Origin of the sequence: Bradyrhizobium sp. NAS80.1, from assembly GCF_001908205.1 — a bacterium.
GTDB lineage: Bacteria > Pseudomonadota > Alphaproteobacteria > Rhizobiales > Xanthobacteraceae > Bradyrhizobium.
Genome location: NZ_LGHL01000036.1, coordinates 17,768 through 43,114, shown reverse-complemented (window position 1 = coordinate 43,114; position 25,347 = coordinate 17,768). Strand labels below are relative to the sequence as shown.

Annotated in this window: 23 protein-coding genes, 1 tRNA gene and 3 pseudogenes; 22 read left to right on the top strand and 5 right to left on the bottom strand. The window is 62.5% G+C overall.

What is annotated here, in order from left to right; all coding sequences use genetic code 11:
• The 4 genes and pseudogenes from AC629_RS47635 to AC629_RS49785 all read left to right on the top strand — a co-directional run.
• Positions 1 to 215: pseudogene (locus AC629_RS47635) on the top strand (hypothetical protein); the annotation flags it as partial.
• A gap of 710 nt (positions 216 to 925) precedes the next feature.
• Positions 926 to 1,038 (top strand) — tRNA-Ser (locus AC629_RS46640).
• 100 nt (positions 1,039 to 1,138) lie between these two features.
• Positions 1,139 to 1,819, top strand: a complete 681-nt coding sequence (locus AC629_RS09030; protein WP_143199010.1) for a DUF6538 domain-containing protein — start codon at positions 1,139 to 1,141, stop codon at positions 1,817 to 1,819.
• 666 nt (positions 1,820 to 2,485) lie between these two features.
• Positions 2,486 to 2,620: a hypothetical protein gene (locus tag AC629_RS49785; protein ID WP_283846063.1), complete on the top strand. Its 135-nt coding sequence runs from the start codon at positions 2,486 to 2,488 to the stop codon at positions 2,618 to 2,620.
• Between the two features lie 74 nt (positions 2,621 to 2,694).
• Here AC629_RS49785 and AC629_RS09020 read toward each other — a convergent pair whose 3' ends face one another.
• The 5 genes from AC629_RS09020 to AC629_RS09000 are packed head-to-tail and all read right to left on the bottom strand — an operon-like array spanning position 2,695 to position 7,264.
• Positions 2,695 to 3,423 carry an SDR family NAD(P)-dependent oxidoreductase gene (locus tag AC629_RS09020; protein WP_084804373.1) on the bottom strand — a complete coding sequence of 243 codons (729 nt, stop codon included), beginning with the start codon at positions 3,421 to 3,423 and terminating at the stop codon, positions 2,695 to 2,697.
• Complete coding sequence (locus tag AC629_RS09015; protein ID WP_084804371.1) at positions 3,416 to 4,801, bottom strand: AMP-binding protein; 1,386 nt, start codon at positions 4,799 to 4,801, stop codon at positions 3,416 to 3,418. Before AC629_RS09015 ends, AC629_RS09020 begins: the two co-directional genes overlap by 8 nt.
• Positions 4,788 to 5,033, bottom strand: coding sequence for an acyl carrier protein (locus tag AC629_RS09010; protein ID WP_084804369.1), 246 nt, complete (start codon positions 5,031 to 5,033; stop codon positions 4,788 to 4,790). Before AC629_RS09010 ends, AC629_RS09015 begins: the two co-directional genes overlap by 14 nt.
• Positions 5,034 to 5,072: 39 nt before the next feature.
• Entirely contained in the window at positions 5,073 to 6,998 is a 1,926-nt protein-coding gene (locus tag AC629_RS09005; protein WP_084804367.1) for a long-chain-acyl-CoA synthetase, read from the bottom strand.
• Entirely contained in the window at positions 6,995 to 7,264 is a 270-nt protein-coding gene (locus AC629_RS09000) for an acyl carrier protein (protein WP_084804365.1), read from the bottom strand. Before AC629_RS09000 ends, AC629_RS09005 begins: the two co-directional genes overlap by 4 nt.
• Before the next feature lie 236 nt (positions 7,265 to 7,500).
• On the opposite strand from AC629_RS09000, the gene AC629_RS08995 reads away from it, so the two are divergent.
• The 18 genes and pseudogenes from AC629_RS08995 to AC629_RS08915 all read left to right on the top strand — a co-directional run bounded on the left by AC629_RS08995 (position 7,501) and on the right by AC629_RS08915 (position 25,342).
• Positions 7,501 to 8,727, top strand: a complete 1,227-nt coding sequence (locus AC629_RS08995) for an acyl-CoA dehydrogenase family protein (RefSeq protein ID WP_084804363.1) — start codon at positions 7,501 to 7,503, stop codon at positions 8,725 to 8,727.
• A gap of 29 nt (positions 8,728 to 8,756) precedes the next feature.
• Positions 8,757 to 9,713, top strand: a complete 957-nt coding sequence (locus AC629_RS08990; RefSeq protein WP_084804361.1) for an amino acid--[acyl-carrier-protein] ligase — start codon at positions 8,757 to 8,759, stop codon at positions 9,711 to 9,713.
• Positions 9,714 to 9,797: 84 nt separating this feature from the next.
• Entirely contained in the window at positions 9,798 to 11,072 is a 1,275-nt protein-coding gene (locus AC629_RS08985) for an O-acetylhomoserine aminocarboxypropyltransferase/cysteine synthase family protein (RefSeq protein ID WP_084804360.1), read from the top strand.
• Positions 11,073 to 12,212, top strand: a complete 1,140-nt coding sequence (gene metA, locus AC629_RS08980; protein ID WP_349531098.1) for a homoserine O-succinyltransferase MetA — start codon at positions 11,073 to 11,075, stop codon at positions 12,210 to 12,212.
• Positions 12,213 to 12,275: 63 nt separating this feature from the next.
• Entirely contained in the window at positions 12,276 to 12,626 is a 351-nt protein-coding gene (locus tag AC629_RS08975) for a hypothetical protein (RefSeq protein WP_210419010.1), read from the top strand.
• A 60-nt stretch (positions 12,627 to 12,686) separates the two neighbouring features.
• A complete protein-coding gene (locus tag AC629_RS08970; protein WP_084804358.1) occupies positions 12,687 to 13,574 on the top strand; it encodes a branched-chain amino acid aminotransferase in 888 nt (295 codons plus the stop codon).
• Between the two features lie 31 nt (positions 13,575 to 13,605).
• Positions 13,606 to 13,929: a thiamine pyrophosphate-binding protein gene (locus AC629_RS50125; RefSeq protein ID WP_143199008.1), complete on the top strand. Its 324-nt coding sequence runs from the start codon at positions 13,606 to 13,608 to the stop codon at positions 13,927 to 13,929.
• Positions 13,930 to 14,558: 629 nt separating this feature from the next.
• The gene (locus AC629_RS08960) at positions 14,559 to 15,365 is read left to right on the top strand and encodes a polysaccharide biosynthesis/export family protein (RefSeq protein WP_210419009.1); all 807 of its coding nucleotides are present in this window, start codon (positions 14,559 to 14,561) and stop codon (positions 15,363 to 15,365) included.
• Positions 15,262 to 16,059 (top strand): ATP synthase subunit B family protein, encoded by a 798-nt coding sequence (locus tag AC629_RS46630; protein WP_502693003.1) that lies wholly within the window; start codon positions 15,262 to 15,264, stop codon positions 16,057 to 16,059. The genes AC629_RS08960 and AC629_RS46630 overlap by 104 nt, the downstream gene beginning before the upstream one ends.
• Positions 16,060 to 16,285: 226 nt before the next feature.
• Positions 16,286 to 16,468 (top strand): annotated as a pseudogene (locus AC629_RS08950) (SDR family NAD(P)-dependent oxidoreductase); the annotation flags it as partial.
• 318 nt (positions 16,469 to 16,786) lie between these two features.
• Positions 16,787 to 17,310: pseudogene (locus tag AC629_RS08945) on the top strand (IS3 family transposase); the annotation flags it as partial.
• A gap of 185 nt (positions 17,311 to 17,495) precedes the next feature.
• The gene (gene nusG / locus AC629_RS08940) at positions 17,496 to 18,056 is read left to right on the top strand and encodes a transcription termination/antitermination protein NusG (protein ID WP_168195433.1); all 561 of its coding nucleotides are present in this window, start codon (positions 17,496 to 17,498) and stop codon (positions 18,054 to 18,056) included.
• A gap of 337 nt (positions 18,057 to 18,393) precedes the next feature.
• Entirely contained in the window at positions 18,394 to 18,540 is a 147-nt protein-coding gene (locus tag AC629_RS46625; protein WP_168195432.1) for a hypothetical protein, read from the top strand.
• Positions 18,541 to 18,600: 60 nt separating this feature from the next.
• Positions 18,601 to 19,473: a glycosyltransferase family 2 protein gene (locus AC629_RS08935; RefSeq protein ID WP_084804343.1), complete on the top strand. Its 873-nt coding sequence runs from the start codon at positions 18,601 to 18,603 to the stop codon at positions 19,471 to 19,473.
• Positions 19,474 to 19,529: 56 nt separating this feature from the next.
• Positions 19,530 to 20,780 (top strand): glycosyltransferase family 4 protein, encoded by a 1,251-nt coding sequence (locus tag AC629_RS08930; protein WP_168195431.1) that lies wholly within the window; start codon positions 19,530 to 19,532, stop codon positions 20,778 to 20,780.
• 73 nt (positions 20,781 to 20,853) lie between these two features.
• Complete coding sequence (locus AC629_RS08925; RefSeq protein WP_143199006.1) at positions 20,854 to 22,833, top strand: hypothetical protein; 1,980 nt, start codon at positions 20,854 to 20,856, stop codon at positions 22,831 to 22,833.
• Positions 22,823 to 23,584, top strand: coding sequence for a hypothetical protein (locus AC629_RS46620; RefSeq protein WP_084804340.1), 762 nt, complete (start codon positions 22,823 to 22,825; stop codon positions 23,582 to 23,584). Before AC629_RS08925 ends, AC629_RS46620 begins: the two co-directional genes overlap by 11 nt.
• Before the next feature lie 444 nt (positions 23,585 to 24,028).
• Entirely contained in the window at positions 24,029 to 25,342 is a 1,314-nt protein-coding gene (locus tag AC629_RS08915; protein ID WP_084804338.1) for an oligosaccharide flippase family protein, read from the top strand.
• The last annotated feature ends 5 nt before the right edge of the window (positions 25,343 to 25,347 follow it).

Genomic DNA, 25,347 nt, shown 5'->3' with positions numbered 1-25,347 from the left:
CATCGGTGACCACCGCAAAGCCGCCCGCCCGCTACGGCGCTATTGGAGGGCGCGCGTGCGGACGGCTTTGCTCTACCGAGCTACACCATCACTGGGGACACGACCTGAATGCGACCATCCTGAACGGGCTCAATGCCCTTTGCGAGCTCGACCAGCTTGCGGGCCGCGACCTCTGGGTTGGCGAAGGGGCGTTCGGTAGCGAGTTTCATCGGTAACCCATGGCTGGCACTGTCGGCATATTCCAATCGAAGTGCCGCCGGACGTCGGCGCCTCTTCTGCCGCAAGTCTGGCAGATAAAGCGCGACTCAAGATCCGATAACCGCACGTCGTCAGACCATCGATCCGCGATCAGGGCAACGTTGTGACTGCAGCGATAGTCGCCGCAATAGACAAGTACGCGGCGCACGCCCCGTCGCCCGCATCTGTCCAAACGTGATCTTCTGGGGTCGCATGCCGTATCAAAGCGGCACCGTGAGCGCCTCGCAAATTATCGATTCCTAGCGGTGCGGAACGATCGCTAGCCACTGCCCGTCGTGGGCGTGGAGAGAAGCGTGCTAGTCGATCGTGCCGGAGTCACCGAACCTTTTCACTTTGACGACGAGCCACCCAGAGCAGCGAACGCAAGCGCCAGCAGGAACAGCAATCCGCCAACGATCCAGAGGCAGAGCATGGCGAGGCCCCACCGAGTGTGCGTGATATGTGCACAAGCAAAATGACCCTCGAAATCCGAGGGCCGATATGCGGGCTAATTTGTTGATTTTATTTGGTGAGCGCGCTGGGGCTCGAACCCAGGACCCCGTGATTAAAAGTCACTGTGCCAGGGAGCAGCATAGTTGTACATCTCGGTCAGACGCCTCTCCGCCAGCCGATGATCGGAATCGACCAATCCTCGATAACTTCGCGCTTGCGACCGGCTTGGAATTGCGCGGTTTTGCGAGTTTGGTTCGCGTCTTACGGTAACAAACCCCAGCAATTTCAATGGGCCTGACCAGACTACGAATCTGAGGGTCGGACGTTCGAATCGTTCCGGGCGCGCCAGTCACGCGAATTCCATTTTAAGATCAATAAGTAACGCAGATACAAGCGCTTAGCTGCCGGGTGGTGGTCACAAGCGGTGGTGCTAATCGAGCGCGTATTGATGGGCGTTATCAAAGACAGACACGGGACGTACTACGCCCGCAAAACGGTGCCAGAGAAGCCCAAGGGCCTTCAGGCGGCGGTGGCGCGCGAGCTGAACAACGGCAAGGCCGTGCAGAAGCACCCCAAGCGCTCATTGGGCACCAAGGATGTCCGTGACGCCAACGTGCGCGCCAAGCCAGTGCTGGCGGAGTTTGACCGCATCATCGCACAGGCGAAGTCGCGTCTTGCGACAACCGAGGCACCAGCGATCAAGCGCACCAGCCTCAGTGACACTGAAATCAAGCGCACGGCCGAATTCGTCTACGCCGACGCGCTGGCTTGGGACGAGCGCGTGCGATTCGGTGGCCGCGACGAGATGGAGCGCATGGCGGCGGAGGTTATCCGGTTGGAAGGCCCCATCGATACACCAGACATCCCGCTTGACCAGTGGCCGCAACGGGGAATGCCCCGCGAGATGTACGAAGAGAACCGGGCGGAGCTATTGGACACGCAGCGCGTGATGCGCAAAGCCGCAGCGATGGGAGACATCTCCGCTGTTCAGGATCGCGTATTGAAAGCCATGTGGGCCTTCAATGTCGACCTGAATGAGCATAGCCCCGCCTTCGAGATAGGTCGCATCGACGACCAACTGATCCACAGCTGCATCAACGGAAAGGCTGCAGGCCGGTTGGGCAAATAGTCGACGGTCGCTGCGCTCCGATGGCTTTGCTCGCTAGCGCTAGCAAGATTTGAACGTTGGGCCATTTGCCGCGCGTCGCCGGTTGAGAGAGTCCGGCAGAACATGCTGGGAAGCCGCCGTGTTCGTCCAGAACATAGACACGATAATGGGGCATCGCTTGTCCCCGGCGGCGACAACATTCTAACCACCTGAATCTCTGGGCGCGGAGATTTGGTCCCTTATGAGCTACCTCCGTTGGGGACACATGCCTATACATGAAGGTCGTTGGCGGGTGCACTTTTGGCATCGCAATTCGACGCTCATGAGAATTCGAGTTGAGTAGTCGTACGCCTCACCCATAACGCTTGGACCGCTCCTGATCCTTCAGAAGCTCGGCACGAGCCATGGGCGCGTCCGTCAGCATGCGTTGGGTGATTCTGCGACCCTTCTTCCAGCTCAGTCTTGATGCTCTTCCAGCTCAGTCTTGATGCGCCACATGCGCGCCTGTGATCCGTACTCGCTTCTCAAGTCTGCTGACCCGAGAGACGGGTTACTCATTCTGATACGCATGAAGTCGTAGCCGCCTGCCACAGCGACGAGTTGGCGTGCGGTAATGGACGGCCGATAAGGGTACTCACCCGGCTTCGACACGGCCCCATTTACGTAAAATGGCATGTCGAGGGCCCTGTGAAGAAGATCGGCTTCTTGCGCCAGGCCAATCCGTTTGGGTTCGGTTTCGCCATCCACTCCGCCAACACGCTCAAGCAGATGTTCTCCGCCGCCGGCGAGCGTCGCTCCGCGCCCCAACTAGACGCCGGCTGACGGCATCGATCAGCAGGGCGGCGCATGAACGTGATCGATGTAAGGGTTGCGGCGCGTGCCTGCCGCGTCGACGGTCAGGCGGTGTTGCCCGCGTCTACCGTCAGCACGGTGCCGGTGATGTTCCGACCGCCTTCGCCCAAGAGATATTCGACCATAGAAGCGATGTCTTCGGCCTCAGGCAGGCGGCGCAACGCGCTGCGGCCGGCGATGCGCCGACGGCCGTCATCATCCAGGGACCGGGTCAATTCGGTGTCGACAAAGCCTGGCGCGATTGCGTTCACGGTGATGCCAAGCTTGCCGACTTCTCGGGCCAGCGAACGGGTGAAGCCGGCGGCCGCGGCCTTGGACGCGGCATAGACGGACAGGCCGTTGTAGCCGGTCGAGGCGATGATGGAGGAGATGTTGACGATGCGTCCGGCGCCGCTGGCCATCATATGGCGCACCACGTATTTGGTCAGAACGATCGGCGACAGCACATTCAGGCGGATCAACGCCTCGATCTCGGAATTGCGCATGGTGGCCAGCAGGCCCTCGGTGCCGATCCCTGCGTTGTTGACCAGGCCGTAAATCTCGCCGAAGGCGCCGCGCAGCTCCTTCACGAAGGTGGAAATCTCTTCGGTCCGGTCGAGATCGAGCGCCCTGAAGTGAAGCCGGTCCGCTCCCGTCCCACGGATTGCTCGCCCCAAATCCTCGCTCTCGCGGCGCGCGACTGCGATTACGTTGTAGTCGCCGGATGCAGCGAGCCTGCGCGCAATCGCAAGCCCGATGCCGCGGCTACCGCCGGTGACGAGGACGTTACGCATCGGCGCGCGCCAGCTTCCCGGCCTCCGTTACGTCGAGCCGCTCGACGAAACGGATCACCGCGGGCACCTTGTATGCCGCCAGGCAGCCCTTGCAGCGGTCCAGGATCTCCGCGCGGATGGCCTCGCGACGGCCCGCATCGGCGCCGTCCGCGAGGACGACGTCGGCGACCACAATGGCGCCGGTGATCGGGCTCCGGCGCGAACGCGCGCGCGACATCCGCACGGACTCGTGTCGATTGATGACGGCCTCGACCTCCTCGGGATGGACCTTCAGCCCGCCGATGTTGATAATGCCGCCGCGGCGACCGACGAAGTGATAGCGCTCGCCGCGCAGTTCGACCATGTCGCCAGTATCGACGAAGCCCTCAGCATCGGCGAGCGCTGGCGCGTCAGCGCCGATATAGGCGCGCGCAGCGCGGCAGGAGCGGATCCGCAGCGAGCCCTCGACGACCTTCATCTCGACGCCGTCGCGGTTCGGCCCGATCAGGTCGACGGGAAAACCCTCGCGCCCGTCGTCGACCGCGAAACCGACGCCGGCCTCGGTCGAAGCATACGCATGGCCGATCGACGCGTGCGGATATGCCCGGGCCAGGCCGTCGAGCACCGCCTGGTCGGCGATTTCGCCCGACAGGCGGACATAGCGCGGCGAGAAGTTCGCAGCCGCCCCGCTCATAAGGAGCTTGCGCCAGTGCGACGGCGTCCCGGAGATGTGGGTGACGCGCGCGGCCTGCAGCCGTGCCAGGTAGTCCGCGACCGCTTCCCCGGGCTCCGACAGCACCATCGATCCACAGCCGATGATGGCGCGCAGGAAGATCTGCAGGCCACCGTAGCGACGGATGTCATAGAACGTCGCCCAGATCGCGTTTTGGTTGCGCGCAGGCCCCTCGGCGATGATCGCGCCGGCCAGCCCATCGAGCGTATGTGCGACGATCTTTGGAAGCCCGGACGTCCCAGAGGTCAGCATCAGCCACTCGGTCACGCGTTCGGTTTTCCATCCGACGGCCGCCCGTTCGGGCAGGTCGATGCCGACGACCAGGTACCTGCCATCATCGCATCGGTGCAGCGGCCGATCGGTGACGATGGCGTCGATCTCGGCATCCTCAAGCAGGCCCTGCATTCGATCGGGATCGAGGTCGGGCGGGCACAGAAGCATGCGGTGGGCGACACCGTCGAGCTCAAGCATCGCTAGCGCAGTCAGCAGCTGTCCCGACGCTGCAAGCAGCACCGAGCGGCCGGACAGCTCTCGGGATCTGCCGATCAGGTAGCTGTGCCGGATAATGTCGGTCAGCGATACGCTGTGTCGGGCATCGGAGATCGTGCGGCCCTTCAGCTCCGGGCCGAGATATTGGCGCAGCGCAAAGATCTCAGGCGGGGACATTCTCGTAGGCTCTGACGAACTCACCGATTGTCGACGGGAAGGCGGCGTCCTCCGCGCTGGTGAACGGATCGATGCCGAGATCGTCTTCCAGGCGCGCGACGAGGATCGCGAAGGCCAACGAATCAAACCCGGTCTCGTGCAACGTCAAATCGTCCTGGAGTCGCGGAAGCGTGATCTTCTGATCGTCGGCGATCTGCTGCATCGCCGAGAAAATCCTCGATCTTACCGACATTGAACACCTCACCTCTCAGAAGAGCGGCTTTTCAAGCCGCTAAAACCTAAATCCACCTTCCACGATGCACGCGTAGACGGACTCATCGATCGGACGATAGTCGCCGGCTGCTGGATCGCGCAGAAACAGCGGGTCGCTCACAACCGATGGAGCGAATCCCTCGCGGATCAGCTGCTGCTTCTTCTGCTTGAAGGTCTCGGTGGCCTCGAGCGCCCCGCAAAACCTGACGAAGACCGGGTGCGCGTAGACCGGGAGCCGGTGCGACAGGTGTTCCGTGAAGAACCCGAAATCGAAATCCTGGTCCACCACCAAAGCCGTCATGCCAGCGCGGCCGTCCTCGCCGGGGACGGCGACCCCGTAGGTCGACGCGTCGACTACGCCGCGGCAGTCCCGTATCGCGTCGTTGACCTCGCTGGTCGCGACGTTCTCTCCCTTCCAGCGGAAGGTGTCGCCGACCCTGTCGACGAAATGGAAGTAGCCCTCCTTGTCGCGCAGCATCAGATCGCCAGTGCGGAACCAGGCATCGCCTTCTGCAAAGACGTCGCGCAAAATCTTCTTCTCGGACTCCGCCGACTCCGTGTAGCCCTCGAAAGGACCGCCGCCGCGGCCGGCGGTACCGATGCGCCCGATCGCCTCGCCGGCCTCGCGGGAGGCGCAGGCGATGCAGCGCCCGTCGTCGCCCCGCAGCGGTCTGCCGCTGTCAGCATCGATCTTCACGATCGAGGCCGGAAAGCGATGCGCCAGCCACGAAGGGATCCGGCCGATCGTGCCGGGTTTTCCTTCGACATTGAACAGCGAAAAATTGCCTTCCGTCGCGGCGTAGAATTCGAGGATCTGCGGAATGGCGAACCGCTCGGCGAACGCCTCCCAGATGTCGCCGCGCAGTCCGTTGCCGACGGCCATCCGCAGCGCATGTCCAGCCTCTTGCCCGGACGTCGGCGCCTTCAGGAGGTAGCGGCAGAGTTCGCCGATATATTGGAAGACCGTACAGTCGAAACGCACGATGTCGCTCCAGAAACTCCCGGCGGAGAACTTCTCGGCGATCACGACTGAACCGCCCGCGCAAAGCATGCTGCAGGGCGCGACGACTCCACCTACGGAATGATGGAGTGGCAGGCAATCGTAAAGGCGGTCGTCCACGGACGCGTCCGTCAGCCCGGCAAACCATCCGCCCCAGCTGAGAATGCGGCGATGACTTACGTTCGCCGCCTTCGGCAGCCCCGTCGTGCCCGAGGTGTAGATGAGGAGCGCGCGTCCGTCGATCGTGACGTCACCGCGTTCTGCGGTGGACAGCGGCCGCGTATCCGCGGCGTCGAGCGCCTCATCTAGATCGGCACCGGCGCCGCCACCGAGGCTCCAGATTTGCGGCACACAGTCCAGGTGCGGACGAGCGGTCTCGAACACGTTCACGCAGTCGGCAGCAAGGACGATGTGATCGGGGCGCGCAACGTTGATGCAGTGAGCCAGAGACCGGCCGATCAGCCTGGTGTTGATCAGCGCCACCGTGCCGCCAACCCTGCTTATGCCGAGCCAAGACGCCAGATAGTCCGGCTGGTTCGGCATCAGCAGGCAGACGGTGGTGCCGGTACGGATGCCGAGGCTGAGCGCCCAGCGGGCATACCGGTTGATCCGGGTGGCGAGCTCCTCGTAGGTGAAGGATTGACCGTCCGAGAGCAGCGCGGGGCGCCCGGGTTGCCGCTGCGCCCATTCTTCCACGACGTCGGCGAACAGCCGATGCGGCTCGGTCTCGATCCGCGAGGTCAGTGCAACGGCCTTCAGCCAGGTCTTGGCGGCGGAGGGTCTGCGCTGCGCTTCGTCTCTGGTCGCTCGCTGGGTTGCGGCTCTCTTTATGACTTGATCATGTAGATGAGTTGGATCGATTTCCGCGCAGACCTGCTCCCGGGTAGCCAAACTCGCGGCCAGCGAGATCTTGCAACTATTCTCGATGCGATTCTCTGGCTTCATCCCGCGCTGGGTCCAAGCTGGTTGAGGATCATCATCTCCATCGCCTTCACCGATTGGAAATTCTCGGGCGTAATCTCGGGTTGGGGAAGGGTGAGCTCGAACTCGGCTTCGACCTTGAGCATCAGCGCGACCATACCCATCGAGTCCAGCCCGGTGTCGACCAGTCGCGACTCCGGGTTGACATCCACGTTGATCGCGTTCTCTTCGAGAATGCTCCTGACGACGGAAAGGACCCGGTCCTGAACGCTGGCGGTAAAGTCTTGCATTCGACTGCACCTATACCGTGTGTGGCAGATCATCATCGACGCGACGATACCCAACTACAGCTCAGCTCAGTAGCTCTTCTTCGGGGGTACCTCGGTTGGGAGCGCACACTCTTCGATATCTACTTCTGCGCCGCCGACTCGGCGAGTGAGGTCGGTTAGAGTCCCACCACGAATTCGAGTGGAATTCATCTCGACGTGGTTCGCGTCGTCCAAGCATCAGAGGGGAGGCTTTGGCCATGAACGTGCAGGAAGTCCAGCTCCGCAGTTTTGCACCGGAAATCAGCCGAGTACGAGTCTCTCCCGACCACTCCTCGTTCCGGCAGAGGCTGGCTGCAGTTGCAGAGACTGCGGCGGCGGAGGCCGAAGCGGTCGACCGCGAGGCCCGTTTCCCGCAGAAGGCTATCGACGCGGCGCGCAAGGAGAGGCTTCTGGGCGCCCAGATCCCGATCGAGTTCGGCGGCGACGGCGCGTCGATTTCGGAGGTGGCCGACATGTGCTACGCGCTCGGCCGCGCCTGCGCCTCGGTCGGGATGATCTTCGCGATGCATCAGACCAAGGTGGCGTGTCTGGTCCGCCACGGCGCGGGCAGCGATTGGCACGAACGATTCATGCGTCGTGTGGCGGGCGAACAGCTGCTGCTGGCGTCGTCGACGACGGAAGGCCAGAACGGCGGAAACATACGCTTCAGCTCGGCCGCGGTGGAGCGCACCGGCGTTGAGATCTCGCTGGTTCGGGATGCGACAGTCATTTCCTACGGCGCGGAGGCGGACGGCATTGTCACCATCGCGCGCCGCGCCGATGACGCGGCCGGATCCGATCAGGTGCTGCTGGCCATCACCCGGGACGACTACACGCTGGAGCCAACGCTCGCATGGGAGACGCTTGGCATGCGCGGGACCTGCAGCGCCGGCTTCAAGCTGAACTTCAAAGGCTCCGCGGACCAGATATTTCCAGTTGGGTACGAAAAGATCCATGCGCAGACAATGACGCCTGTCGCTCACCTGTGCTGGTCGTCGGTCTGGGCGGGCATCGCAGCGGCGGCGGTGGATCGGGCGCAGCTTTTCGTCCGCAAGGCTGCCCGCGGGTCAGGTGGCAACATGCCTCCGGGCGCGGCGCATCTCACCACCGCCAGGATGACTCTGACGAAACTGCGCGCCATCATCGCCGCGAACATCGAGTCCTTCGGGGCCCGCGAAGGGGACGAGCGCGCGCTGTCGTCCATCGACTTCCAGTCCTCGATCAATCTTCTCAAGGTGGAGGCCTCCGAACTCGCGGTTGCGGCCGTCATGCACGCGATGCGTGCCTGCGGTCTGTCAGGCTACCGCAATGACACCGAGGTCAGCGTTGGCCGTCACCTCCGCGACGTGCTTTCGGCCCCGATCATGATCAACAACGACCGGATCCTTGCCAGCATGGGTCCCGCCACGTTGATGAGCGCCGTGCCGGCGTCCTTGCGCGATTGATTCCGCTCCTCGAAGGAATGAGGCATCATATGAACGTGGCGATGTTTACTGCACGGGCGGAACCCGCTCCGTCTCCGGCCGATCCACTGGATCATCTTGCCGATGTCCTGTTTCACGAGATGGGCTCTCCGGGGGTCTATGGCCGCACCGCGCTCTATGAAGATATCGTGGAGCGACTTGCGCTGTTGATCACGCGGCATCGTGAAGCTGATACGGAGGTGATGCGCTTCCCTCCGGTCATGAACCGCGCGCAGCTTGAGCGCTCGGGATATCTGAAGAGCTTTCCGAACCTCCTTGGCTGCGTCTGCGGCCTCCACGGCACGGAAAGCGAGATCGATGCGGCGGTCAGCCGTTTCGATGCAGGCGGCGACTGGACCGTGTCGCTTTCACCGGCCGACCTCGTGTTGTCGCCGGCCGCCTGTTATCCGGTCTATCCGATCGCGGCGAGCCGCGGTCCCGTTCCGGCGGGTGGCTGGCGATTCGACGTTGGCGCCGAGTGCTTCCGTCGCGAGCCCTCGCGCCATCTCGACCGGCTGCAGTCCTTCAGGATGCGCGAATTTGTCTGCATCGGCAGTCCCGAGCACGTCTCGGCGTTCCGGGAGCGCTGGATCGTGCGGGCACAAGAGATCGCCCGCGATCTCGGGCTGACCTTCACGGTCGACTACGCCAGCGATCCTTTCTTCGGTCGGGTCGGCCAGATGATGGCGGTGAGTCAGAAGCAGCAGTCGCTCAAGTTCGAACTGCTGGTGCCTCTGCGCTCTGAGGAGCGACCGACCGCCTGCATGAGCTTCAACTACCACCGCGATCATTTCGGCACCGCCTGGGGCATCGTGGACGAGGCTGGCGAGCCGGCCCATACGGCCTGCGTGGCCTTCGGAATGGACCGTCTCGCCGTCGCCATGTTCCATACTCACGGCAAAAACGTCGCCAGATGGCCGGCCGCGGTGCGGGACCTGCTCGGCTTCCCGCCGAGGAGCGACCGCTAGAACATCGTCTGCATTCGAGGCAATCCGATGCGCCAAGGAAATCCCGCAGTCGCCCGGGACCGAAGGCCCGAAAGGCCAGCGTCCATGAGAAATGAGACTCTCGCTGTCCACGGCGGCTACGAAGTCGAGCCGACCACCAAGGCCGTCGCCGTGCCGATCTACCAGACGGCCTCGTACGCCTTCGACAGCGCCGACCATGGAGCCGCGCTCTTCAATCTTGAAGTGGACGGCTTCCGCTACACGCGGATCGGCAATCCGACCAACGCGGTGCTCGAGAGGCGCGTCGCCGCCCTTGAAGGAGGCATAGAGGCGCTCAGCGTGGCGTGCGGCCAGGCCGCGACGAACTATGCAGTGATCAACCTTGCGGAGATGGGCTCCAACATCGTCTCGGTCCCGCAACTCTACGGCACCACGCATACGCTGTTCGCGCACATCCTGCCGAGGCAGGGCATCACGGTCCGGTTCTCGGAAGACGACCGATCGGCGAGCATCGAAAGGCTGATCGACGGCGATACGCGGGCGGTATTCTGCGAGAGCGTCGGAAATCCGGCCGGAAACGTCTGCGACATCGAAGCGATGGCCGAGGTCGCCCACAGGCACGGCGTGCCGCTGATCGTCGACAACACGGTGCCCACCCCGATCCTGCTCAGACCGATCGACTACGGCGCGGACATCGTGGTGGAGTCGCTGACGAAGTTTATGGGCGGGCACGGCACTACGCTTGGCGGAATCATCATCGACAGCGGCAGGTTCCCTTGGGCGGAGCATCGCCGCCGCTTTCCAATGATGAACGAGCCGGAGAAATCCTACCACGGGCTGGTCTTCACCGAGCGCTACGGGGCGGCCGCCTACATCGCGCGCTGCCGCGCCGTGTCCCAGAGGACCACCGGATCCATCCTCGCGCCGCTGAACGCCTTTCTGCTGCTCCAGGGCATCGAGACGGTCGCGCTGCGGATCGATCGGCACGTCGAGAATGCCGAGAAGGTCGCGCAGTTTCTGCGCAACGACCGACGCGTCGGGTGGGTGAACTACGCAGGCTTCCAGGACAGCCCCTATCACGCGCTGACGCAGAAATATCTGGGCGGCCGCGCATGTTCGCTGCTGACCTTCGGCGTGGCCGGAGGATTCGAGGCCGGCAAGCGGTTCTACGATGCACTGAAATTGTTCAAGCGGCTGGTCAACATCGGCGACGCGAAATCGCTGGCCTGTCACCCCGCATCTACCACGCACCGGCAAATGTCGCCTGAAGAACAGGAAAAGGCCGGCGTGCGACCCGAGATGATCAGGCTGAGCGTCGGCATCGAACACATCGATGACATCATCTCCGACCTCGATCAAGCGCTCTGTGCTGCAGATTGAATGCAGGTCAACCATGAAGGCATTCCGATGCCTGTCCTAATCGACACCGACTCGCACGACCACCATCTCTTCGCGAGAGCGCGGAACGGAAGCGCCGCCGCAAAGGCGTCACCGGGAAGGCGGGAGGAGTGCCTCGACATCGGGCTGATCAACAACATGTCGGATTCCGCTCTGATGCCGACCGAGCGCCAGCTGTTCGATCTGCTCGACGCGGCGGCCGGAAGGCTCTTCGTCAGGCTGCATTTTTATACGATGGAGACCACGCCCCGCTCGGAGTGGGGGCGCGATTATGTGCGTCGATACTACCGCGGCACCGACGATCTCGTGAACGAGTGCCTGGACGGAGTGATCGTGACCGGCGCCGAACCGAGAGCTGCGACCCTGACGGAAGAGTCATATTGGGCCACCTTCGTCCAGATCATCGACTGGGCCTGCGAGAATACCGTGTCGTCGGTGTATTCCTGTCTGGCCGTCCATGGGGCCGTTCTGCACATGGACGGCGTGGCGCGCCAAAAGCTGCCTGCCAAATGCATCGGTGTCTTCGCTCAAGCGAAGACGAGAGATCATGACCTGATGCATGCCGTTCCGGCGAGCTTCAGAACGCCGCACGCCCGGTGGAATGAGGTCCAGGAGGGGGCTCTTGCGAGCTGCGGATATTCCGTTCTCTCCAGTTCTGCGGAGGCGGGCGTCGACTGCTTCGTCAAGCAGCAGAAGAACAGCCTTTTCGTTCATTTCCAGGGCCATCCGGAATACGAGGCCCAGACCCTGTTGGGCGAATACAGAAGGGACATGGGTCGTTTCCTCCGGGGAGAGAACGAAGTCTGTCCGACGATACCGAAAGGCTATTTCGACAAGGAGGCGGAAGAGATGCTGACCGCCTACCGCCGCAAAGCCCTTTCGGACAGACGTCCGGAGCTTTTCACCGATTTTCCGGCCGATCGGCTGGCGAAGGATCTGAGAAACGTCTGGCATCAGCCGGCCAGGCGCATCTACCGCAACTGGCTGCTGTACATGGCGTCGCAACGAGCCGAGCGCTCGAGGCCATTGGCGCCAACTGCAAGCGTCGGCCGGCGCCGGATTCGGACCACGGTTCTCGCCGAAGCGGGTGCGGTCTACGCTTCGCGGTCAGTTCCTCGCTGACCGCGGCGGCGTCGCGACTGCTGACGAGGAAGCGGAATCGGACCCGGTGACGGAGTTCGGATCATGATCCGATGCCGCGAGATAGAAATAGCCGATCTTGACGCCGTCGCCGATCTTCTGACGCGCGGCTTTGCGGAGCGCTCGCGCGACTTCTGGATGGACGGGCTCCGTCGCCTGTCCGAGCGCGAGGTGCCCGAGGGTTTCCCGCGCTTCGGCTACATGCTCGACCATGGGGGAACGCAGGTCGGCGCTCTGCAGCTCATTTACAGCGCGCGGGACGATGGCGGCGCGACATCGATCCGCTGCAATGTCTCCAGCTGGTACGTGGAACCTGCTTTCCGCAACTGCGCGCCGATGCTGACCAAGGTCGCGCAGCGCCACGAGCACGTCACCTACGTCAATATGGCTTGCTGATCTGTCGGATACCGAACTGGTTACGGACTGCGACTCAGTTGCTGAATATGGAGGGCCGTCATGATTCCCAACAACAAGTCAGTCAGCCATTCGCGGACATGGACATTCTTCCAGGGCCGGTGGCACGAGGGCAATGTGCCGATCATGGGGCCACGCACCCATGGGCTCTGGCTCGGCTCGACGGTGTTCGATGGCGCACGCGCCTTCGAGGGGGTTACGCCCGACCTCGACCGACATTGCGCTCGCGTCAATCAATCCGCGATCAGCTTCGGGCTCAAGCCAATCGTCGATCTCGACACTTGGATCGGTCTGGCGCTTGAAGGCATCAAGCGCTTCCCGGCCAATGCCGAGCTCTACATCCGGCCGATGTATTGGCCGCAGAACGGGGTGGGCGGCGGCGTGCTGTTCGATCCGGACACGATGGACTGGTGCCTTTGCATCTATGAAGCGCCACTGCCGAAGCCGGTCGGCAACGCGATCACGCTGTCGCCGTTCCGCAGGCCGACCGCCGAATGCGCGCCGGTCGCGGCCAAGGCCTCCTGTCTCTATCCGAACTGTTCGCGCGCATTGATCGAAGCCGCCGCGCGCGGCTTCCAGAACTGCCTGATGCTGGACATGCTCGGCAACGTCGCGGAGTTCGGCAATGCCAACGTGTTCATGGCGAAGGACGGTGTAGTCTACACGCCAGCGCCAAACGGCACCTTCCTCAACGGCATCACCAGGCAGCGGGTGATCGAACTGTTGCGTGGTGATGGCGTCACCGTGTTGGAGGCCACGCTGCGCTATGCCGATTTCCTTGCCGCGGATGAGATCTTCTCGAGCGGCAATTTCGCGAAGGTTGCGCCGGTGATCCGGATTGACGATCGGCCGCTCACGCCCGGACCGTTCTACGCGCGAGCGCGGAAATTGTATTGGGATTTCTCGCACACCGTCAAGCTTGCGGCGTGATGATGATGACCTTCAACCGAGATCGAGTCGCATGACTTTTCGGGTTGCCGATCTCATTGTAGATACTCTGATCGCGAACGGTGTCGACCGAGCATTCAGCGTCCCCGCGCTGCTTGACGCCCTTTACGAACGCGGTGAAATCTATCTCGTGACTTGCCGCCACGAGGGAAGCGCGCGGCTCGGCGACCTGCATTTCGGTTTCCGCGACAATCGCCGACGTCTCAGCCTCTGGTTCACGTTTACCCCGATCCGAGTGCGATCGGGACTCACTTCCATCACGGGACGACGCCATGCGCCCGCCCGTTTGTTGCCGCGCTGCAGCCTTACCCTGCGTGAAAGCAACGCTGCCCGGTGACTTCATGCACGCGTAATCGCGCCACGTCGCAGCCAAGCCTGTCCGGAGCGGTTCGATAGGAATACCTCTAAAGGGTTACCCGGAATCCGCGGAATCTAATCTCGGAGGCCTAGATGGTTGCCCTCGATCGCCAGTCTCTGAAGAGCCATCGAAAGGCTAGCGCGGCAATCTGCTCCCACGGCGGGATTAATCGGGGCCTCGAGGCAGTTTGTTGCCTTCGCGCCGGTATCCTTTTCTCTGCGGAAGTGTCAGATCCCGCGCCTTCGCACGAGTTTTGTGACGCCCAAGGCGAGGTTCGTCGACCTTGTACCGTAAGCGGTCCACTACCCCCAAAGGATTGTTGTGCTTCTGACCCTCACGGGCCACGATACGCTAGCGAAGTTTTCATGGTTGTCATTCCACGCTTGCACGGCCTCGCCGGGAAAGGATAGCGACCACCGAAAGTGAAAGCTACTACAATGGATTCACAAGACAAATCCCCCTCCATCACCTCTCGGTTAGTGGCGCCCCAAAGGGAAATGAAGCCCGTCCTGCTTGTCTTAGGGCTCTGCGGTCTTGCCGCGCTCGGGGCGGCAGCGGCCCGAAACTGGGAGCCGATCGAGGGTGTCTCCGATGCCCTGGCGCAAAGGGTGTATACCGCTGTCGGCACCCTGCAAGACCAACTGACTCAACCCACGGCCGAATCCTCTCGCGCCGCCACGTCGGGAGCGGATGCGCCGGCCGTAGCGCTGCTCGAAACGAGCGCCGTCCCCACAGCCGAAGAGCGCTCCAACTTCGCTAGCACAAAGGTCGCCAGCACGGTGCCGGACGCACCGGAGGGGCCACCCCCGCCCACAGCGGCGGCCATAGCAGTTGGAGACAAGCTGAAGCTTTCGTTCTTTGAACCGCTGACGGCGGACAAGTTTTCGGCGGGCCGCAATCGCCAAGGACCCAGCTTCTCCCTGCGCGCCGAGTTCTCTGGCGAATACGTGGTCGCATCGGATTGGTCGGTTACCGTGCCGGTAATTGGGCGCGTGATCGTGGCGCACCGCACCGCAGAAGTTGTCGCCAACGATCTCACGGAGACCTTCGATAAGCTGATCGGCCACGCTGGCTTCGTTACCGCGACGATTACATCACGCTCACCGATTTACGTTATCGGGCCTGTGAAAACGCCCGGTGCATACCCGTTTTCGCCTGGCCTGACGATCCTGCACGCCATCGCGCTGGCCGGTGGCCTCGACCAGGGCCTGAGCGACATGGGGGGGGTGGCAAAAGATCGAAGCCGTGAAGGACATCCAGAGGCGGAGCGGGGCGGTCGATGCCATGCTGAAATTGCTGGCACGCGCGGCGGTGCTGACCGCCGAGCGCGACGGAACGGAGCCCAAGATCCCGCCCCGGCTGCTGGAATTGGTCGGGGCGACCGAGGCTGCCAATCTCATCAACGAGCAGAGTGACCGGCGCAAGGCGGTAGCCGCGGCCCGCAAGAACCGCGAAGGCGCGATGCAGGCCGGGCTCGAAGCGGCCAGGCAGGACGTAGCTGTCTATGGGCGCATGGAGTCGCTCGATGAGCTCGTCAAATTGCGCCAGGAGCGCGTCAACAGCACGCGTGCGCTCGTCGATCGCAACGTTCTCAGCATGACTGTGCTCAATCAGGTCCAGACCGAGCTGACCGATGCCGAGCAGCGCCGGCGCGAGGCTCTTAACCAATTCGCCCAGGCGAAACAGCGCCTCGTCACCATGCAGGCCGACGCGTTGCGCGTTCAGGCCGACCTCAAGAATGATCTCGAGGTCGAGATTGAAACCATCGAGCGCCAAGTTGCGGACAATGAGCGCGAGTTCAACAGCAGCGAAAGCGTCCTGCGCATGCTGCCGGCGACCCGCGCCCAGTTTGCGAAGGAAGCGAACCGGGTGACCTACCAGGTCGTGCGGCAGACGGACGCTGGACCGGTCAGCATCGAGTCCACTGGGATGACGGTGTTGCAGCCGGGCGACCTCGTCAACATCATCGCAGGCGAAAGCGAGTCAAGCGAGCAGGCCGGCTCGCCCGTCGTGACTCCGCAGTCGGGCAAGAGCTTGCCGGCCGGGCGCAGCGCCAAGCAACAGGAGGCTGGCTCCGCGGTCGCGGACCAGAGGGTCGGTCCGAAGTGATCCCGCCAAGGGAATTGATGCGTGGGGGCTCCTTGCTGTTGGGCGAAAACGCAGCGGCATTCAGGGCGAACGCATGGCCTCATTTTAGCGGCTTTGCTGACAGCATTCGCCTCATCGGCCCTCTTTGGGTCAGTTTATCGCGCTCTGGCGGATTTTCTCTCTCTCTCTGCCCGGTCGGTTTTCTGAGAGTTCGTTTGCGAGACTAGTGTTCGTCGGTGGCTGTGCGGTCTCTACCGAACTGACCAGGTCCTTGGACGAGGAAGGGCGCCGGCGTATCGCAGGCCGGGGCACGTTGCGCCGTCTGCCCGAGGCCGACGACGTCGCTTCCATGGTCGAGTATCTCCTGGGCGAAGGCGGCCGGAACCCCACCGGCACCGTGCTGACGGTGGACGCCGGCAACACCGCCTGACCACCGCGAAGCGGGGCGCGGCGCACTGTGATAACCGGCGCAGCGACGAGTAGCCAGCCAATCACCCGGCAAGCCAAGTTGCCGATGCATAACGCTACGTCATCAGTGTTCTGACTATCGACGCCCGCAAGTAGGCGGCGAGACTGATATTCGGCCTTGGCTTGAGTGATGGAAATTGTCAGCCAAGGGCCAGAAAAGTCCTTTGATGCTCCGATCCAGGTTGCTGCCGAAGACTTCGATATGGAAAGGGTAGCGGCGACTGGAGTTCGGCATCATGCCAACTCTCTGAACGGCGTTATGGTATCCGTAAGAGCCAGCCGCAACTTCATCGCCACTGCTCCGAACCGGATCTGGCTCGCCGATATTACCTACATCGAGACGGATCAGGGCTGGCTCTATCTGGCCGCCGTCATGGATCTGTACAGCCGCAGGATTGTCGGCTGGGCGATGGCGGATCATTTACGCGCCGAGCTGCCCTTGGCAGCCTTACGGATGGCGATCTCGGCGCAGCGACCTGGTGCCGGCCTGATCGAGCATTCGGATCGCGGCGTCCAATATGCCTCGGCCGAGTATCGCAAGCTGTTGCAATCCGCCGGTTTCAAAGCGTCGATGAGCCGCAAGGCCGACCGCTATGACAACGCCCCGATGGAGAGCTTCTTCCACACACTCAAAACCGAGCAGGTCTATCACACGCATAATGCAACCCGAGCAGAAGCCGCGCGTGATATCTTTGCTTACCTCCGTGATATCTTTTCTTACCTCGAAGGCTTCTACAATCGCACCGTCGTCACTCGGCGATCGGCTATATCAACCCAATCGAGATGGAGCTAAAAGCAGCTTAACCCTGTCCATTTTTTCGGGGGAAGATCACACTGCCGCAGCTCACCATCGTAGTTACCCCGCTTTAGACATTCCCGCCAAGTGCCCTGAATGTTACTGATCTGGCGTCGCACACTCCGGCGGGGTTCACCCGGAGTGCGGTAGCTATCGCTGCGCGGCTGTCCGCCAACCAATGAATGCGCAACTAATGAATGCGATTGAAAAGAGAAATATGTTTGTTCCTCCCCAACAGCGATCTGAGCGTTGGTACGTGGTTTACACTCTTCCGCATCGTGAGCCGGCGGCGCAACTGCACCTCAGGAATCAGGGATTTCGCACCTTTTTGCCGTTGGTAACCAAGACAATTCGGCACGCCCGCCGATATGATACGGTTATGGCGCCGTTCTTTCCACAATATCTCTTTGTTGCGTTCGACCTGACACGCACTAGATGGCGCGCCGTCAACGGTACCCGCGGGGTCACCACATTGATCATGCAAGACGACCGACCGGCACCTGTGCAGTCTGGCATCGTTGAAACCCTGATTGCCTCAAGCTCATCCGTCGGAGAAGTGCTATTTTGTCGGGATTTAACACCGGGTGATCATGTGCGGCTCATGGCCGGTCCTTTTGCTGGTCAACTTGGGATCTTGCAGCGGCTTAACGGTGCCGGACGCGTTCAGGTCCTGCTTGAAATTATGGGGAGCCATATTTCGACCGAGCTTCACGCGCGAAGCTTGATTCCAGTTTCGGAACCGAAAGCGCCGTGACAGGCGCAGGAGGCTTCTAAAGCCCACTTCTCAATCGCGCCAAGACACCGCGCTTCGCGCTGAACTGGACGGTAACCAGCCACGATACCAGACCAGCTTGTCCGCCTTGCCGGTGAGCAGGGCGTGCGCGATCTGGTGGCGACGGAGACCGCACGCCGAGATCCGATACTTGCAACCCAGGCCGATCGCGCCCACGGCTTTCAGTCGGCCATCGATGCCGCGCAGCGGGTTACTAACATCGACCAGGGTCGGCCCACACCGTTGCAGGAAAGCATCAACACGCGCCAAGTCTGGACCAACGCGTTCGCCTCGCTGATGAATGAGGGACATCTCCCCCGTGCGTGGCTCGGACGTTCTGTCCGCCGACGTTACCACGCGGCTCGATCCCGGCGACGTGGTGCGCGTGATGCCGCTGCACCCGATCGCAGTGGGCAGCACGACTAATAGTCGCCGCGGATACATGGCCTCGCGAAGCAGCGATTAGACAAGCTTAGTCCTCAGCCTCCATCCCGCAAGTCGCTCGCTCCAGAAACGGAGACACGTCATGACTTTGCCTCAACTAGTTGATCCCCGCGCCTTGTCCACCGCCCTGCCGATTGCCTCGGTTTCCGTCGTCATTCCAACACTAAACGAGGCGGACAACCTGCGTCTCCTTCTCCCTAACATCCCCGGCTGGATCGATGAGGTCATCCTAGTCGACGGTCGCTCGACCGACGAAACGGTCCGAGTTGCCGAGGCATTTGCGCGAGAGCGCCGCCTCAGCATCGTGATGGAGCCGCGCAAGGGGAAGGGCGCGGCTTTGCGCGCTGGATTCCGCGCGGCGCATAGCGACATTATCGTTGCCCTCGATGCTGACTGCTCGATGCATCCTTGCGAAATCCCGCTACTGGTCGCCGCCCTGATGGCAGGCGCCGATTTCGCAAAAGGCTCACGGTTCATCCAAGGCGCCGGAACGGCCGACATGTCATGGTTCCGAAGCGTGGGCAATTGGGGGCTGACGCAGATCGTCAACGTGCTGTACGGTGGCTCGTTCAGCGACCTGTGCTACGGCTATTTCGCCTTCTGGCGCCGCCATCTGAGCGTGATTGACCCGGCTTGTGACGGATTCGAGGTCGAGACATTCATCGAATTGCAGGCACTCAAGGCCAAGTTGCGCATCGCCGAGGTGCCCAGCTTCGAAGCGCTGCGTATCCACGGCGCCAGTAACTTGAGGGCAATTCCTGACGGCATGCAAGTGTTGCGCACAATCCTGCGCGAACGGTGGTCCCATCCACGCTCCGCTGAGAATTCGTTCGGTATGGCCGATCCACAAAGCTTGCGCCGATTTGCTGCTGCAACAGCAAAAACGGATGGCGCCCGAGTCTTGCCCCCTGTGGCGTCTTCGGCGGCCCCCGAGACGACCGAGATGATCTCTTGAAGATTGGAGATGACGGACTCGATGTACGTACCTCTCGCCGGAAGATGGACACGGTGATGAACATTCTGATGGTCACACCGAGGTTTCTGCCTGAAATGGGCGGCATCGAGACCCATGTCTATGAGGTCAGTCGCCGGCTAGTCGCTATGGGCCACGCCGTCACCGTGCTGACGACCGATCGCAGTGGCCATTTGCTCCCGACAGAACAGATGCAAGGCGTGCAAGTCCATCGGGTCTCGGCATGGCCGAAACAGCGCGACTACTATGTCGCTCCTGCCATCTACCACCGCATCCGCGCTAGCGCGGCCGATGTCATGCACGTTCAAGGCTATCATACTTTCGTCCCGCCACTGGCCATGGCCGCGGCGTTGAGCCGGCGGATGCCCTACGTGGTGACCTTCCACAGCGGTGGCCACTCATCGCCGCTGCGCAACTTGGTCCGCTTACCACAGCACCACCTGCTGGCGCCCTTGATCCGTCGGGCGGCGCAATGCATCGGGGTTTCACAATTTGAGGCCGAGTTCTTCTGCCAACGCATGAAGCTGCGACAGTGCGCGGTGATATCCAATGGTGGCCAGATGCCCAGTGTGAGTGGAGTCGCGCTGAACCCGGAGCCGCTGATCGTCTCGATTGGCCGACTGGAACGCTATAAGGGACATCACCGGATTCTTGACGCCTTCCCAACTATTCTGGAAACGCTCCCACACGCGCGGCTGCGCATCCTCGGCGAAGGTCCGTATAAGCTGGAGCTTATTCGCCGCGCCGCCCGCCTTCGGCTGCAGGAGCGCGTCGAGATCGGGGGCATTCCGCCCACTGATCGGATGGGTGTGGCGACGGTGCTGGCGCGCGCTGCCCTCGTGGTCCTGCTCAGTGATTATGAGGCCCATCCGGTGGGCGTGATGGAGGCGTTGACGCTCGGGCGCCGGGTCTTGGTTGCGGATGGGAGCGGCCTTCGCGAATTGGTCGAACATGATGCGGTCGAGGCCATTCCGCTGCAAGCCACGCCTCGGCAGATTGCAGCCGCCGCCCTGGCGCAATTGGCCAAAGGTCCGATGCGGCGCCCGATGGCGCTACCGAGCTGGGAGGATTGCGCCGAACGGTTGGCGGCCATTTACCAGAGCGTTTTGCACTACCGCATACCGCCGCCGTCCCGCTCGCGTTCATGTCTTGGATCTGACTTCGGAGATCAGAATGAGCAGAAGTCCGGCAGCGGTGATTGTCGGGGCGGATTTGAACAGTCTAGGCGTTGTCCGCAGCCTAGCTGGCCTCAACATGCCGATCTTTGTCGTTGGCAAATCGCGGTTTGAAAGCGCCAAATTATCGCAGCTTGCACACCCGTGGTGACCCCACGTTTTTGCGCGCGTCGGCTGCGGCAGACCTATGAAGACGTGGTCGCTCATGGGCTGCGCTAGTCCCGCACCGAGTGATCGCCGTCCGAGCGCCCAACAGCTTTGGCGCTGCGCGGTTGCACCGTTCACTGCCGTCGTGCGCTTTATCGCGCCAGAACCGATCGGTTGCCCGCCCGATCCGCCGCACGTAAGCCTCGACTGGCTGCTCGGTCTGTCGCTGCACGCCTCGTTGTGCGTTATGCTGGCGCGCCTGATGCCGGGGACGGCCCCTCATGCCGATCAGGTATTCTGGCTCGGCGTGGCTTTGCTGTACTTCCCGATTTCCGTCCGTATCGCCGCGCCGCAGGTGGCCCGCAGCGAGCGGATTTGGCTCCTGCTGGTCCTGGCAGAGGCTACTTTCGCGCTAAAGGCGCTCTTCGATCCGACCGGCTTTGTGCAGTTCGATGAATTCCAGCATTGGCGATCGGCGGACGACATTCTGACGACCCATCGCTTGTTCGTGCGCAACGATCTGCTGTTCGTCTCCCCGTTCTATCCGGGCCTCGAACTGGTGACGACGGCGCTGATCCACCTGACCGGGCTTACCGTCTTCGCCGCTGGCAACGTAGTGATCGCGCTCTGCCGCGCCGTTTTCATCACGGCGCTGTTCACGTTTTTCGAGCGGATTACAGGATCGGCCCGTCTGGCCGGTATCGGCAGCCTCGGGTACATGGGCAGCACAACCTATGTGATGTTCGACGCGCAGTTCGCCTATGAGTCGCTGGGCGTCGCGTTCATGGCAGTCATCCTGATGATGGAGGCGGAGACGGCGGCACGGGGCACGACGCTGCCGCGCACGATGGTGTTGGCCCTGCCGCTGCTCGCGGCGCTCGCCATAACGCACCACGTCACCAACTACTTCACCGTAGCAGTGCTGTGTGCGCTCGCCGCCATGGCCCTGACTCTCCGCCTGCCGAGCCCGATGCTCGCGGCTGCCGGCGCAGTCGCGACCGCCCTGGGCTGGGTGACGTTCATCGGCAATCCAACCTCGGGCTATCTGGGCCCCGTGATCACGGAGGGGGCGCAGGAATTCGCCCAGATGCTGCAGGGCCACGTACCGCATCGCGAATTATACCACGCCGAAGATGGCGTCACTTCGGTTCCGGTCTGGCTCAGTATAGGCGGACTCGGCTCGGTCCTCGTGCTTTGCGTGCTGCTCTCGTTCGGCTTTCTCACCGCTTGCGCGGCGGGACGGGGCCCCGCCTCTGGGCGCACCGGCTGGTACGCCCTGCAGGATCTACTGCGGCGCCGCTGCGACAATCCCCGCCTGTTGCTGGTGAGCCTGCTCGCCCTGCTGTGGCCGCTCTCGGTGCTGCTGCGCCTGACCCCTGCCGGCTGGCAAGTCGGTAACCGCATGAGCGCCTTCGCCTTCATCGGTGTCGGCTTGGTAGCAGCCTTCGGAGTCGCCCGCTTCTGGCGCGCCCGGGCGCAGTGGACTCGTGGGATAGTTGCCGGTTTCGCGCTCGCGCTTGTTGCCGTCGGCGGCATGATCAATGGCTGGGGTCCTGCAGCGGTGCGCACGCAGTACCGGGTGGAGGGCGACGCCTTGTCGGTCGATCCGATGGGGATCGATGCGGCCGCGTGGACCGCGCGCTGGCTCGGTCCCAACCAGAACTTCGTAACGGATCTCGAGAATAGCGCCTTGCTGCTGACGTATGGCCGCCAGCACATCGTCACGCTTCCCGACGCCAAGATGACCGCCGGCCTCTTCATCTCCCCTGTGATCTGGGAGGGGCTCCGCGATGCGATCAGGGACCGGCGGATCGACTATTTGCTCGTTGATATGCGCCTCTCCACGCAGCCGGCGCTGTTGGGCCTGTTCTTCCAGGCCGGCGAGCCGGACGGCCTCGGCTTGACCCCGCTCGATCCGACAGCTCTGCAGAGATGGGACGGCGACGAACGCGTAAACCGGGTGTTCGACGACGGCTGGATACGGATCTACGACGTGCGGGCGTTGCAATATGCGCGGTGACCGGCGCCTCCTGATTGTGCTCCTCGCCGTCTTTGCTGCGGCGGTTGGACTGCTCCTGGACGTGCATCCGCTATGGCGGCTCATTCTCGCCGCCCCACTCGTGCTGGTGCTGCCTGGCGCCGCCCTGCTACGCCTGTTCCCAGGCCGGATGGCTGCGCCCGGGCGATACGCCCTAATGGCCGGGCTGAGCATGGCCGTCTGCGTGCTCGGCGGACTGTTGCTCAATGCGGTAGGCGCACTGACAACACTCGGCTGGTTCGTCTTGCTCAGCGCGATCTCGCTGGCCGGCGCGCTCGTAGCGCCGCATCCTCGTGCGGCGATCCCGCGTCCCTGGTCTGGGCTGGCTCTCCGACCGCGCCACGGTGTGTTGGTGGCTGCGACACTTGCGGCGATGACGGTGACGTTGAGCGCCTCGCTGCGCAACGCCACCGCCTTCTACCCGTTCGCGTACACGCAGTTCTGGATGCTGCCTGTCCGGCCTGGCAGCACCGGATATGAGGTGGGGATCAGGAACCAAGAGCGAAGGCCCGAGGTCGTCACCCTGCGCGTGACCGTAGATGGCACCCTCGTCGGCGTGTGGCGCGACATTGCCGTGGCGCCGGGCGAAACCGTGCTGAAGCGTGTCGGGCTACCGGAGGGCCGCAAGGCGGAGGCGATGCTCTTTCGCGCCGGTCCGGACAACACCGTCGAGCTGCTCCGCAAGGTCTCGGCGTCATTGCCGCCCATCAGCACTGTGTCCGAGATGGACTAGAATGCGCATCCTCCTGCTCGCCCAGTTTTACCCTCCGGTCATTGGCGGCGAGGAACGCCATGTCCATAGTCTTCGCCGGTAGCCGCACGCGCGGCGCGCCAAGTCCCTTTGGCTGCAACTTTATCGCACCGATATCGCACGCTATAAACACGACGGCCCAGGCGCATCGTCATTGAATCTGCTGTTCACTGAGCAAGGCTTATGGGCGCTCCTGGAGCACCGAATAGCGTCTGGTGTGTATAACGCACGGTTGCCCGAGCTTGATATTCCCGTGGCACGATGCAAAGGCCCCGATATTCTTGGAGCCGGCGGTTGGATAGATCCGCGACGGGTGGGATTGCGTCCCGCATCGCTTCTGAGCGCAACCAACTCGAGTTTTGCGACGGTGAAGTTTGAGCGGCATTGGGCGATAGCGAGGGCGGTGCTGTGTGTCGGGATGTCCGAATGAGCGGGCTCATTGCCACGGTCACGCAGCAGATCCGCAGCAACTCCGTCGTTCTGCGAAACTCGGCCTTTATCTCGCTGGGCAACGCATCCACCGCAGTGCTCGGGTTCGTCTATTGGTGGTTGGCGGCTCGAAGCTTTCCACCCGCGGCGGTCGGAGTTCAGTCGGCACTTATCTCCACAATGACGTTTGTTGCCACGCTGGGCGAGGCCGGTTTCGGAACCATGCTGATAGGTGAAGCGCTCGGTCAGGGAGATCGCGCCGCCGCCATGATCGCGGCCGCCGTGTTGGCCGGGACGGGAGCCACACTGATACTCGCATTACCGATCGGCGGTCTGTTTTTCCATTACGCATGGATGACGCTTCCGAACACTGTTCTCTTCGTACTCGGCTGTGCTCTGACTGGCTTCTGCTTCGTGGTCGACGGCGCGCTTATGGGGCTGCTGCACGGCGAGTGGCAGTTCTATCGCAATACACTCTTGGCCGTGCTCAAACTTGGGTTGTTGCTCATTGCCGTGGCGATGATGCAGAACGGGACGGCGATCATGTTGACCTGGATCGCGAGCCTGGGCACCTCGCTGGCTGTTGTCTGTTGCCATGCATCGATAAGACGTATCCTGATTTTGACTTCACCGAACTTCCGCGCACTCTCGAGACGAATATCGGTCGTCATGCGTCACCACGCGCTCAACCTCGCCGTGGCTGCTCCATTTTTCATTATGCCACTTGTGGTCAGTGTGTGCGTGGGGCCGGCAGTCAACGCTGCTTTTTATACCGGTTGGATGATCTTCTTCGTAGGGCAGCTGGTGCCCGTCTCTCTCACCACAATACTGTTCGCAGTTGGCGCTGTTGATCCCGCCCTGCAGCCGCAACGGCTTCGCTTCTCTTTCGTACTGTCCTTGGGATTCAGTGTGGTGATGGCGGGGCTCCTGGCACTGTTTGCCGACCACATCCTGGGTCTGTTCAATCCAGCGTATCCCCCACTGGCGGGGTCAGCGGTGCGGTTGCTCGGGTTGGGGCTGCTGGGTGCCGCCGTGAAGCAGCATTACATCCTGCTGATGCGAATGCGCGGGAGCATGATGACAGCGGCCCTATGGTTGGGTGCGGGCGCCTGCCTGGAAATATGCCTGGCGGCAGCGGGGGGGCGTGGCAGGTGGAGTGGATTGGCTCACCATAGGCTGGCTCGTGGCGGTCACGGTGCAGGTCGCGTTCCTGCTCCCACCAGTGTTGCGGTACTTGCGTTCCGTTCCGCCGCTGAGAGCAACAGGCCCGGTCTCTGCGAGCAAGAGCTTGCTGCACGGTATGGCAGATAAGCTCA

What these genes read in the sequence shown, in the direction of transcription:
- AC629_RS09030 (WP_143199010.1), top strand. Translation starts at nt 1,139, where the DNA reads ATGGGCGTTATCAAAGACAGACACGGGACGTACTACGCCCGCAAAACG.
- AC629_RS09020 (WP_084804373.1), bottom strand. Translation starts at nt 3,423, where the DNA reads ATGCGTAACGTCCTCGTCACCGGCGGTAGCCGCGGCATCGGGCTTGCG.
- AC629_RS09015 (WP_084804371.1), bottom strand. Translation starts at nt 4,801, where the DNA reads ATGTCCCCGCCTGAGATCTTTGCGCTGCGCCAATATCTCGGCCCGGAG.
- AC629_RS09010 (WP_084804369.1), bottom strand. Translation starts at nt 5,033, where the DNA reads ATGTCGGTAAGATCGAGGATTTTCTCGGCGATGCAGCAGATCGCCGAC.
- AC629_RS09005 (WP_084804367.1), bottom strand. Translation starts at nt 6,998, where the DNA reads ATGAAGCCAGAGAATCGCATCGAGAATAGTTGCAAGATCTCGCTGGCC.
- AC629_RS09000 (WP_084804365.1), bottom strand. Translation starts at nt 7,264, where the DNA reads ATGCAAGACTTTACCGCCAGCGTTCAGGACCGGGTCCTTTCCGTCGTC.
- AC629_RS08995 (WP_084804363.1), top strand. Translation starts at nt 7,501, where the DNA reads ATGAACGTGCAGGAAGTCCAGCTCCGCAGTTTTGCACCGGAAATCAGC.
- AC629_RS08990 (WP_084804361.1), top strand. Translation starts at nt 8,757, where the DNA reads ATGAACGTGGCGATGTTTACTGCACGGGCGGAACCCGCTCCGTCTCCG.
- AC629_RS08985 (WP_084804360.1), top strand. Translation starts at nt 9,798, where the DNA reads ATGAGAAATGAGACTCTCGCTGTCCACGGCGGCTACGAAGTCGAGCCG.
- metA (WP_349531098.1), top strand. Translation starts at nt 11,073, where the DNA reads ATGCAGGTCAACCATGAAGGCATTCCGATGCCTGTCCTAATCGACACC.
- AC629_RS08975 (WP_210419010.1), top strand. Translation starts at nt 12,276, where the DNA reads ATGATCCGATGCCGCGAGATAGAAATAGCCGATCTTGACGCCGTCGCC.
- AC629_RS08970 (WP_084804358.1), top strand. Translation starts at nt 12,687, where the DNA reads ATGATTCCCAACAACAAGTCAGTCAGCCATTCGCGGACATGGACATTC.
- AC629_RS50125 (WP_143199008.1), top strand. Translation starts at nt 13,606, where the DNA reads ATGACTTTTCGGGTTGCCGATCTCATTGTAGATACTCTGATCGCGAAC.
- nusG (WP_168195433.1), top strand. Translation starts at nt 17,496, where the DNA reads ATGAATGCGATTGAAAAGAGAAATATGTTTGTTCCTCCCCAACAGCGA.
- AC629_RS08935 (WP_084804343.1), top strand. Translation starts at nt 18,601, where the DNA reads ATGACTTTGCCTCAACTAGTTGATCCCCGCGCCTTGTCCACCGCCCTG.
- AC629_RS08930 (WP_168195431.1), top strand. Translation starts at nt 19,530, where the DNA reads ATGAACATTCTGATGGTCACACCGAGGTTTCTGCCTGAAATGGGCGGC.
- AC629_RS08925 (WP_143199006.1), top strand. Translation starts at nt 20,854, where the DNA reads ATGAAGACGTGGTCGCTCATGGGCTGCGCTAGTCCCGCACCGAGTGAT.
- AC629_RS46620 (WP_084804340.1), top strand. Translation starts at nt 22,823, where the DNA reads ATGCGCGGTGACCGGCGCCTCCTGATTGTGCTCCTCGCCGTCTTTGCT.
- AC629_RS08915 (WP_084804338.1), top strand. Translation starts at nt 24,029, where the DNA reads ATGAGCGGGCTCATTGCCACGGTCACGCAGCAGATCCGCAGCAACTCC.